Origin of the sequence: Actinomadura sp. NPDC000929, from assembly GCF_040492065.1 — a bacterium.
In the GTDB taxonomy this organism is placed as follows: Bacteria; Actinomycetota; Actinomycetes; order Streptosporangiales; family Streptosporangiaceae; genus Spirillospora; species Spirillospora verrucosospora.
Genome location: NZ_JBEUPA010000221.1, coordinates 1 through 9,919, shown reverse-complemented (window position 1 = coordinate 9,919; position 9,919 = coordinate 1). Strand labels below are relative to the sequence as shown.

At 74.8% G+C, this 9,919-nt stretch carries 7 protein-coding genes; 4 read left to right on the top strand and 3 right to left on the bottom strand.

Annotated elements, in window-relative coordinates; all coding sequences use genetic code 11:
* From ABWI04_RS39805 to ABWI04_RS39795, 3 genes are all read left to right on the top strand, one after another.
* Nucleotides 1-1,120, top strand: a 1,120-nt coding sequence (locus tag ABWI04_RS39805; protein ID WP_353835637.1) for a histidine kinase, incomplete at its 5' end; no start/stop codon positions are given.
* Between the two features lie 135 nt (nt 1,121-1,255).
* Nucleotides 1,256-1,957, top strand: coding sequence for a cardiolipin synthase ClsA (clsA, locus tag ABWI04_RS39800; RefSeq protein WP_345186729.1), 702 nt, complete (start codon nt 1,256-1,258; stop codon nt 1,955-1,957).
* Nucleotides 1,954-4,452 carry a sugar phosphate nucleotidyltransferase gene (locus ABWI04_RS39795; RefSeq protein ID WP_345186727.1) on the top strand — a complete coding sequence of 833 codons (2,499 nt, stop codon included), beginning with the start codon at nt 1,954-1,956 and terminating at the stop codon, nt 4,450-4,452. Before clsA ends, ABWI04_RS39795 begins: the two co-directional genes overlap by 4 nt.
* 6 nt (nt 4,453-4,458) lie before the next feature.
* Here the strand turns inward: ABWI04_RS39795 and ABWI04_RS39790 are convergent, their stop codons facing one another.
* From ABWI04_RS39790 to ABWI04_RS39780, 3 genes are all read right to left on the bottom strand, one after another.
* Nucleotides 4,459-5,871: an aminotransferase class V-fold PLP-dependent enzyme gene (locus tag ABWI04_RS39790; RefSeq protein ID WP_353835636.1), complete on the bottom strand. Its 1,413-nt coding sequence runs from the start codon at nt 5,869-5,871 to the stop codon at nt 4,459-4,461.
* A gap of 109 nt (nt 5,872-5,980) precedes the next feature.
* Nucleotides 5,981-7,636, bottom strand: coding sequence for an ABC transporter ATP-binding protein/permease (locus ABWI04_RS39785; RefSeq protein WP_353835635.1), 1,656 nt, complete (start codon nt 7,634-7,636; stop codon nt 5,981-5,983).
* A gap of 72 nt (nt 7,637-7,708) precedes the next feature.
* A complete protein-coding gene (locus tag ABWI04_RS39780; protein ID WP_353835634.1) occupies nt 7,709-9,049 on the bottom strand; it encodes an aminotransferase-like domain-containing protein in 1,341 nt (446 codons plus the stop codon).
* A gap of 93 nt (nt 9,050-9,142) precedes the next feature.
* Here ABWI04_RS39780 and ABWI04_RS39775 point away from each other — a divergent pair, with 93 nt between their 5' ends.
* Nucleotides 9,143-9,778 carry a LysE family translocator gene (locus ABWI04_RS39775; RefSeq protein ID WP_345186718.1) on the top strand — a complete coding sequence of 212 codons (636 nt, stop codon included), beginning with the start codon at nt 9,143-9,145 and terminating at the stop codon, nt 9,776-9,778.
* Nucleotides 9,779-9,919 lie beyond the last annotated feature (141 nt).

The window sequence follows — 9,919 nt, the reverse complement described above, 5'->3', positions numbered from 1 at the left end:
GGACCGCCTGGGCATGACCCAGCAGGCGGTCTCCAAGCGGATCGCCAAGCTCGAAGCGGCCCTCGGCGTCCCCCTCCTGCACCGCTCCCGCACCGCGCACGTCCCGCTCGCGGTGATCCGGCGGTGGCCGGCCCCCGGCCTGCTGGCACTGGTGGTCCTGGTGCTGCCCTACCACCTGGCGCAGTACCAGCACCACGCGCTGGTGCCCGCCGAGGTGATCGCGCTGTTCGCCTACGCGGTGCTCGGGCGCCGGGTGCGGGTCGTCCTCGGCGTCGTCGGCTGCCTGCTCGCCGTCTGCGTGGTCGGCGCGGCGATGCGGGCGGGCGGCGGATCCCTGCGCGAGCAGATCGCCGTCATCGAGGCCGTGGTGTCGGTCGTCATCGCCGTCCAGGTGTGGCGGGTGCACCGGGCGCGGCTCGCGACGATCACCGAGCGGGCCGAGCGGGCCGAGCGCACCCGGGAGGAGGAGGCGCGCCGGCGGGTCGCCGAGGAGCGCCTGCGGATCGCCCGCGACCTGCACGACCTGCTCGCGCACAGCATCACCCTGATCGGCGTGCGGGCCGGCGCCGCGGCCCACCTGGTGCGCGGGGACCGGCCGCTCGACCGGGAGGAGCTGGCCGACGCGCTCGCCTCCATCGCCTCGACGTGCCGGGACGCGCGGATCGAGCTGCGCGGCACGCTCCAGGTCCTGCGCGGCACCGACGTCGGCGCCCCCGAGACGCTGCCGGGCCTCCACGCCCTCGCCGGCCTCGTCGACGCGGCGCGCGGCGGCGGGATCGACGTCGACCTGCGGGACGGGGACGTCGGGACGCCGCCCCCGGAGACGGGGGTGGCGGCGTACCGGATCGTCCAGGAGGCTCTGACCAACGTTGTCAAGCACGCCGCCGCGAGGCGCGCGACGGTGAGCCTGGAGCGCGACGGCGGGAGCCTCGTCGTCCGGGTCTCCGACGACGGCCGGGGGCCGTCCGGCGGCCCGCCCGAGGGGTTCGGGATCCTCGGGATGATCGAGCGGGCGCGCAGCGTGGGCGGGACGTTGGACGCGGGGCCGGGGGAGTCCGGCGGGTTCGTCGTCACCGCCGTCCTCCCGCTGGAGAACGCCGCCGCGCCCCACCGGGCGTGACGCGCGCCCGCGGGAGGCGCCGGCGGCGCCCGCCCGCCGGAACCCTCCCGACTTCCGACGCCGACACCGCCGGGGGGCTTTCCACCCCTTACGGATAGGGTCAGGATCAAGGGGACCAGGGGAGGCGACACGTCGGTGAGCACTTTGCAGGAGGCCCCACAGGACCGGATCTTCACGGTGCCCAACATCCTGAGCCTCGCCCGGCTCCTGGGCGTCCCGCTGTTCCTGTGGCTCGTCCTGGTCGAGGCGGACTGGTGGGCGCTCGGCCTGCTGGTGTTCGCGGGCCTGTCGGACTGGCTGGACGGGAAGCTGGCTCGGGCGTTCAACCAGACGAGCAAGCTCGGCATGGTCCTCGACCCGGCCGCCGACCGCCTCTACATCCTGGCCACGCTCGTCGGGCTCACCATCCGCGACATCATCCCGCTGTGGCTGGTGCTCGCGCTCGTCGCCCGCGAGGTGTCGATCCTGCCGATCGCGCCGATCGTGCGGCGGCTCGGGTACGGCGGCACGCTGCCCGTGCACTTCATCGGCAAGGCGGCGACGATGTGCCTGCTGTACTCCTTCCCGCTGCTGCTGCTCGGCGACCACGGCGGCGCCGCGGGCACCGCGGCGCGGGTCGTCGGATGGGCCTTCGCCGTCTGGGGGACGGCCCTGTACTGGTGGGCGGCGGTCCTCTACTGGGAGCAGACGCGGCGGCTGGTGCTGGCCGGCCGCGGCGCCCCGCCCCCGTCCTCCGGACCGGGCGGCGAGCCCGGGGCGGGCGATCCGGGGGCCGCGGAGGGGCCGGGCGCGGAACCGCCGGCCGGCGGCCAGAAAGGAGCTGAGACCCCCCGATGAAGGCCGTCGTGATGGCGGGAGGCGAGGGGACGCGGCTGCGTCCGATGACCGCCAACCAGCCGAAGCCCCTGCTGCCGCTGGTCAACCGGCCGATCATGGAGCACGTGCTGCGGCTGCTGAAGAGGCACGGGTTCGGTGAGACCGTCGTCACCGTCCAGTTCCTGGCCGCGCTGATCCGCAACTACTTCGGCGACGGCGAGGAGCTCGGCATGTCGCTGAGCTACGCGACCGAGGAGGTCCCCCTCGGCACCGCCGGCAGCGTGAAGAACGCGGAGGAGGCGCTGCGCGACGACCGCTTCCTGGTGATCTCCGGGGACGCCCTCACCGACATCGACCTGACCGACATGGTGCGGTTCCACGAGCGCAACGACGCGCTCGTCACCATCGGCCTCAAGCGCGTCCCGAACCCGCTGGAGTTCGGGATCATCATCGTGGACGACGCGGGGCGCGTGCAGCGGTTCCTGGAGAAGCCCACCTGGGGCCAGGTGTTCTCCGACACCGTCAACACCGGCATCTACGTGATGGAGCCGGAGGTCCTGGAGCACGTCGCGGAGGGCGAGCCGGTCGACTGGTCCGGGGACGTCTTCCCGAAGCTGCTCGCCGAGGGCGCCCGCCTGTTCGGGTACGTGGCCGACTGCTACTGGGAGGACGTCGGCACCCACGAGAGCTACCTGAAGGCGCAGGCGGACATGCTCTCCGGGCAGGTCGGCATCGAGCTGGACGGCTTCGAGATGTCGCCGGGCGTGTGGGTCGCCGAAGGCGCGGAGGTGGACGCCGAGGCCGTCCTCAAGGGGCCGCTCTACATCGGCGACTACGCGAAGGTCGAGGCGGGGGTCGAGCTGCGCGAGTTCACCGTGCTCGGCAGCAACGTCGTCGTCAAGGAGGGCGCCTTCCTGCACCGCGCGATCGTCCACGACAACGTGTTCGTCGCGCCGTCCACGAACCTGCGGGGCTGCGTGGTCGGCAAGAACACCGACATCATGGCGGGCGCCCGCGTGGAGGAGGGCGCCGTCATCGGGGACGAGTGCGTCATCGAGGCCGAGGCGTACGTGTCCAGCGGCGTGAAGGTGTACCCGTTCAAGACCATCGAGGCCGGCGCCGTCGTCAACACCAGCGTGATCTGGGAGTCGCGGGGGCAGCGCAACCTGTTCGGACCGCGGGGCGTCTCCGGCCTCGTCAACGTGGAGATCACCCCCGAGCTGGCGGTGCGGCTCGCCTCCGCCTACGCGACGACGCTGAAGAAGGGCACGACCGTCGTCACCGGACGGGACGTCTCCCGCGCCGCCCGCACCCTCAAGCGCGCGGTGAACAGCGCGCTCACCGCCAGCGCCATCAACGTCCAGGACCTGGAGGCGACGCCGCTGACCGTCGCCCGGTTCGAGACCGGCCGCGAGGACAGCGTCGGCGGGATCTACATCCGCACCACGCTCGGCGACCCGCAGGGCGTCGACATCCTGTTCCTGGACGCGGACGGCGCCGACCTGTCCCAGGGCGCGCAGCGCAAGCTGGAGCGCGTCTTCGGGCGGCAGGAGTACCGCCGCGCGTTCCCCGGCGAGATCGCCGAGCTGACCTACCCCCCGCGCGTCGTGGAGACCTACACCCGCGACCTGCTGCGCCGCGTCGACATCCGCGGCGTCCGCGAGGCCGGACTGAAGATCGTCCTGGACTGCGCGGGCGGGGTGGCCTCGCTGGTGCTGCCGAACCTGCTCGGCAAGGTCGGCGTGGAGGTCCTCACCCGCAACGCCGGGCTGGACGAGGCCAACCCGACCGAGACGCTCGCCGAGCGGATGCGCGACCTGGAGCGGCTCGGCGAGCTGGTGTCCTCGTCGCGGGCCGCGTTCGGCGTCCGGTTCGACCCGGTGGGGGAGCGGATCTCCCTGGTGGACGAGAACGGCGAGCTGGTCGGCGACGACCGGGCCCTGCTGGTGATGCTGGACCTCGTCGCGGCCGAGCGGCGGGGCGGCAAGGTGGCGCTGCCGGTGACGACGACGCGGGTCGCCGAGCAGGTGTGCCGGTTCCACGGCGTGCAGGTCGAGTGGACCTCCACGTCCCAGGACGTGCTGACCAAGGCGGCCGCGCAGCCGAGCGTGGTCTTCGCGGGGGACGGGCGCGGCGGGTTCCTGATGCCCGAGTTCAGCGGCACCGTGGACGGCATCGCGGCGTTCGTCCGGCTGGTGGGCCTGGTCGCGCGGACGCGGCTGACGCTGTCGCAGATCGACCGCCGCATCCCCGACGCGCACCTGCTGCGCCGCTCCGTCCCGACGCCGTGGGCGGCCAAGGGGAGCGTCATGCGGCACGTCGTGGAGGCGGCGGGGAACCGGACGCTCGACACCACCGACGGCGTGCGCGTGGTGGAGGGCGACGGCCGCTGGGTCCTCGTGCTGCCCGATCCCGCGGAGGCGGTGACGCACCTGTGGGCCGAGGGGCCGGACGCCGACACCGCCCAGGCGCTGCTGGCGGAGTGGGCCGCCGTCGTCGAGCGCGCGGGCTCCTGAGCGTCCTCAGCAGCGTTCGCGGGGCCTGAGGCCGGTCCGGTCGGGTTCCCGGTCGGCGTAGCGCGCGCCGAGGAACGCGATGAGGTGCTCCACGTCGGCGACGTTCGACACGAGGCCGAGGGACGCCCTGACCGCGCCGCCGCTCGGCAGCCCGAGCACGCCCAGGTAGTCGTCGAGCGTCCGCATGCGCAGGCGGGCGGTCCGGCGCAGGGCCTGCTCGGGGATCTCGAAGGCGCCCTCGCCCGCGCCGGGGTTGCAGAAGCAGCCGGTCCGGATCGAGATGCCCGCGGCGGCGGTGTCGCGGGCCACGATCCGCTCGTCCACGACCGCGCCGCGGCGGTCGAGCACGTTGAACGCGACGGTGCCGCCGCGCCCGCCGGCGCCCTCCGGCCCGTACACCCGGACCAGGGGGGAACCGTCGGCGTGGCGCAGGTCCGCGAGGCGGCGAAGGAGCAGCGAGGTCAGGCACCCCACGCGGCGCTGGACGAGGTCCATGCCGATGCCGCCGACCCAGCGGATGCCGAACTCCACGTCGGGGATGGACAGGAAGTTCAGGGTGCCGTCCTCGAACGCGGTCTCGTCGGGCGCGAGCACGTGCCAGCCGCCGAGCGCGCTGACCGCCTGGATCGTCCCGCCGGCGAACCAGGGGCGGCGCAGCCGGGCCAGCGCGTCCCGGCGGGCGACCAGGCTGCCCACGCCGGTCGGGTACCCGAACACCTTGTACCAGCTCACGGGGACGAAGTCGGGCCGGACCCGGCTGAGGTCGAGGCGGCCGGCGGGCGCGAAGGCGGCCGCGTCCAGCAGCACGTCGTAGCCGTGCGCGTGGGCGAGGTCGACCCAGCTCAGCGGGTGCCGGACGCCGCTGAAGTTGCTCTGCGCGGGAAAGGCCAGCAGGCCGCCGGCGCCGCCCAGCGCCGCGGCGAGGTCGGCCTCGCGGACCCGCAGGTCGGGCCCGCGGACGGGCACGTGGGCGACCTCGGCTCCGCGCGCCCTCGCGAACTCCCTGATCCCGTTCACCGAGTTGTGGTTGTCGCCGGTGAGGACGAGCCGCCCGCCCCGCTCGAACGGATAGGCCTCCCCGACGAGGCGGCATGCGCCGGTGGCGTTGTGCGTGAACACCACCGCGTACTCCTCGGGGGAGGCGTTGAAGAACGCCAGGACCGCCCGCCGGGCCCGCTCGACGAGGGCCGTGGAGGCGCTGGAGGTGGGGTTCTCCGAGTGCGGGTTCCCGAAGCAGCGCCCCGCGAGGCGCTCGGCGTGCGCGCGGATCTGCGCGGCGGCGGCGACGCCCGAGCCGGTGTAGTCCAGGTACGTCTGCTCGTCCAGGTAGGCGTACTCGGCGGCCCGCAGCTCGTCCAGCGGTCGCGTCTCCGCGTAGCCGGGCATGAGGTCGACGTCATAACTGGACGAAGCGCTCAAAATGTACCCCCGTATGCAAAAGCCGCATTCCTCATTAAACGGTCAGGGACGCGCCGGAGGTGACGCAAGAGCGCCGTGGTGTCCTTAAATGGCCTATGGGGAAGGGGTTTTATGTCCTCCGGGTGAGGACCAGGCAGGCCCCTGCCAGGAACAGCGCCGTGAACCCGCCGAGCAGCGCCCAGTCCACGGCCGGCGACCGCGAGAACGTGTCACCGTAGGAGGCGAGCAGAGGCGGCCCCAGCGGCGAGCGCCCGCTCGCCCAGAGCCGCTCCACCCCGAGGCTGTGCCCGAGGCCCTCGAAGGCCCACCGGTTGGACATGGCGCAGCTCAGCCACCGTCCGGGCGCCGCCATCACCGGGACCGGCAGGATCGCGCCCACGAACAGCACCTGCGGGAAGCAGAGCATCGGCAGCGCCATCGTGGCCTGGGCCGGGTCGGTGACGGCCGCCGACACGAGCAGGCCCAGCGCGAGCGCCGCCAGCGAGCACAGCAGCAGCGTGACGAACAGTTCACCGTACGTCCCCCACCCCGCCGCGGGCAGCCGGTCCAGGACCCGCAGGACGCCGAGCACCAGCGCGTCCACCACGGCCAGCAGCGGCAGCAGGACGGTCGCCTTCGCCAGCACGTAGGGCGCGATCCGCAGCCCGGTGAGCCGCTCCCGCCGCAGGACCGGCAGCTCGCCGCAGATCTGCGGCAGCCCGTAGGTCAGGCCGAAGAAGAACCCCCCGAAGGCGATCCAGAAAAGGATCATCACCGTCGCGGCGGGGCTGGGGGACTCCGGCGAGAAGGCCCCCGGCCGGAACAGGACCGCGAACATCGCCAGCACCATGAGCGGCGACCCGAGCAGCACCGCGAGCGTGAGCCGGTTGCGGGTGATCAGGTCCAGGTTGCGCCGGGTGAGCAGAGCCCACTGCCGGAACGCGGTGATCGCCGGGCCGGTCTCCGGCCCTGAAGCCGACGCCGACGCCGACGCCGACGCCGACGCCGCCGCCGGGGCCGGGGGTGCGCCGCGCCCGCGCGCGCCGAACCGGCCCGTCCACTCGTGCGACTCCCCTTCGGCCAGCCGCAGATAGATGTCCTCGATCCGGTCCGCCTGGAACCGCTCTCGCGCCTCATCCGGTGCTCCGTAGAAGACCAGCCGCCCGTCCTGGGCGAGGACGGCCACCCGGTCGCACACCACGACGTCCGGCGGATGGTGCGTGGTGATCACCACCGTGGTCCCCGAGTCGGCGAGCCCGCGCAGCAGCCGCATCAGGTCGGCCGAGGTCGCCGGGTCGAGGCCGGAGGTGGGCTCGTCCAGGAAGAACACGCGGGGCCGCGTCAGCATCTCGACCGCGATGCTGGCCCGCTTGCGCTCGCCGCCGCTCAGCGACCCGACGCGCTGCCCGGCCCGCGCGGTCAGCGCGAGCGCCTCCAGGACGCCGTCCACGGCGCGCTCGGCGCGCTCGGGGGGCGTCCCCGCGGGCAGCCGCAGCCCCGCCGCGTACCGCAGCGTGCGCCGCAGCGGCATCTCCAGGTGCACGATGTCGTCCTGCGGCACGTAGCCCAGCGAGCCCGCGGCCGGGCCCGCCGCGCCGCCGTCGTACCTGACCTCGCCCTCGGCGGGCGGCCGGACGCCCGCGATGGCGTCCAGCAGGGTGGTCTTGCCCGCCCCGCTGCCGCCGATGATCGCCACCAGCTCCCCGGCGCCGATCGACAGCGACACCTCCCGCAGCGTCCGCCGCCCCCCGGCCGCTCGCTGCCCCACCTCGCGGACCTCGATCATCTGTCCTCCCGCCGGGCGACCCCACCCCGACGATGGACGATCTTCCGATGCGCGTCCAGCCGCCGGATCCGGTCAGTCGGGGGCGTCGTCGTCGGGGTCCCCCGCGGCGATCCCGGCGAGCGTCCGCAGGGCGCGGGTGAGGACGTCCGGCGCCGGGGACGCCAGGCCGATGCGGACGGCCCGCGGGGCGGCGGCGCCCCCCACGACGAAGGCGGCGGCCGGGGTGACGGCGATGCCGCGCCGGGCGGCCGCCGCCACGAACGTCTCGGCTCGCCACCGCTGGGGCAGCTCCCACCAGCAGAAGTACGAGCAGGGATCGGACCGGACGGCCGCGCCCTCCAGGCACCGGGCCGCGATCCGCTGCCGCGACGCGGCGTCGGCGCGCTTGGCCCGCACGACCTTCTCGACCGTCCCGTCGGCGATCCAGCCCGCCGCGGCCTCCAGCGCGAACCCCTGCGGGCCCCATGCTCCGGAGCGCAGCGCGGTGGCGACGCGCCCGGCGAGCGCCGCGGGCGGAACGGCGAAGCCGAGGCTCAGACCGGGCGCGAGGCGCTTGGAGAGGCTGTCGACCAGGACGGTGCGGTGCGGGGCGTGCGCCGCGAGCGGCTCGGGCCCGCCGTCCGGAAGGAACGCCCAGACGCGGTCCTCCACGGCGTGCAGGCCGAGCCGCTCCAGCGCGCCGGCCAGCTCGGCGCGGCGCCGCTCCGGCATCGTGGTCCCGCGGGGGTTGTGCAGCGTCGGCTGGACGTAGACGCCGCCGAGCGGCGCGGCGCGATGGGCCTCGGCGAGCGCGTCCGGGCGCAGGCCGTGCTCGTCCATCGCGATCGGGACCGGCGTCACCCCGAGCCGGGCCGCGATCCCCTTGATCACTGGATAGGTCAGCGCCTCCACGCCGAGCCGGCCGCCCGCGGGCACGAGCGCCGCCACCGCGCCCGCGACGGCCTGCCGGCCGTTCCCCGCGAACAGGACGTCGGAGGGGGCGGGCCGCAGGCCGGGCGAGGCCAGCAGCGCCGCCGCGGCCTCGCGGGCGGCGGCGGTCCCCGCGACCCCGGCGGGGCCGAGCGCGGCGGCCAGGACGTCCGGGCGGCGCAGGCGCTCCAGCCCCTCGGCCAGCAGGGCGCTCAGGCCCGGCGCCACGGGGTGGTTGAGCTCCAGGTCGACGCGCGCGGCGGCGGGCTCGGCGAGCGCGGGCCCCGGCGGGCGCTCGGCGGCGCGGACGAAGGTCCCGCGCCCGACCTCGCCCACCACCAGGCCGCGCCTGGCCAGCTCGCGGTACACGCGGTTCGCCGTGGAGCCCGCGATGCCCCGGCGCCGGGCGAAGGCGCGCTGCGGCGGCAGCCGCTCGCCCGGGCGCAGCCGCCCCGCCGCGATGTCGGCGGCCAGCTCGTCCGCGACCCGCCGGAAATCGTCCACCTGAACCCCACATTGCACCGAGAACAATTCTCTTATTGCACCGAGGATACCCCGACTTCTACTCTTGGAGAACTTCGAGTCGTCTGGAGCGCAATGATCTCGTTCGGGGCCGTCGCGGCCATCGCCCTGTTCGCCCTCGGCCTCGTCCTCACCCCGGGGCCCAACATGATCTATCTGGTGTCGCGGTCGGTGACGCAGGGCCGCCGCGCCGGGCTGATCTCGCTCGGTGGCGTCGCCGCGGGGTTCCTCGTCTACGTCGCGGCCGCCACCGCGGGCCTCACCACGGTCTTCACGCTCGTGCCGCCCCTCTACACCGCGATCAAGCTGGCCGGCGCCTGCTACCTGCTGTGGCTGGCGTGGCAGACGCTGCGGCCCGGCGGCACGACCGCCTTCACGCCCGCGGACCTGCCCGCCGACCCGCCGCGCCGGCTGTTCGCCATGGGCCTGGTCACCAACCTGCTCAACCCCAAGATCGCCGTCCTGTACGTGTCGCTGCTCCCGCAGTTCGCCGACCCCGGGCGCGGCAGCGTCGCCGTCCAGATCCTGCTGCTCGGCGCCGTCCAGGTCGTGATCGCCGTCACCGTCAACGCCCTCATCGTGCTCGGCGCCGGCTCCATCGCCGCCTTCCTCGCGCGTCGGCCCGGCTGGCGGCGCGCCCAGCGCTACCTGATGGGCTCGGTGCTGGCCGCCCTCGCCGTCCACATCGGCCTGCGCCCCGCGACCGCCTGACCCGCCGCCCCGCGCCGGACCTTGCCATGATGGGCCGGTGATCTCACCTGAGGACGAGCCCGGCGGCCGGGAGCCCGACGGGCGGCCCGAGGGCCGGGGGCGGCCGCCCGACCGGCGCCCCGACGCCTCCATGTCGCTGCT

Coding starts and splice junctions, on each gene's coding strand:
- ABWI04_RS39795 (WP_345186727.1), top strand. CDS start 1,954: ATGAAGGCCGTCGTGATGGCGGGAGGCGAGGGGACGCGGCTGCGTCCG.
- ABWI04_RS39775 (WP_345186718.1), top strand. CDS start 9,143: ATGATCTCGTTCGGGGCCGTCGCGGCCATCGCCCTGTTCGCCCTCGGC.
- ABWI04_RS39785 (WP_353835635.1), bottom strand. CDS start 7,636: ATGATCGAGGTCCGCGAGGTGGGGCAGCGAGCGGCCGGGGGGCGGCGG.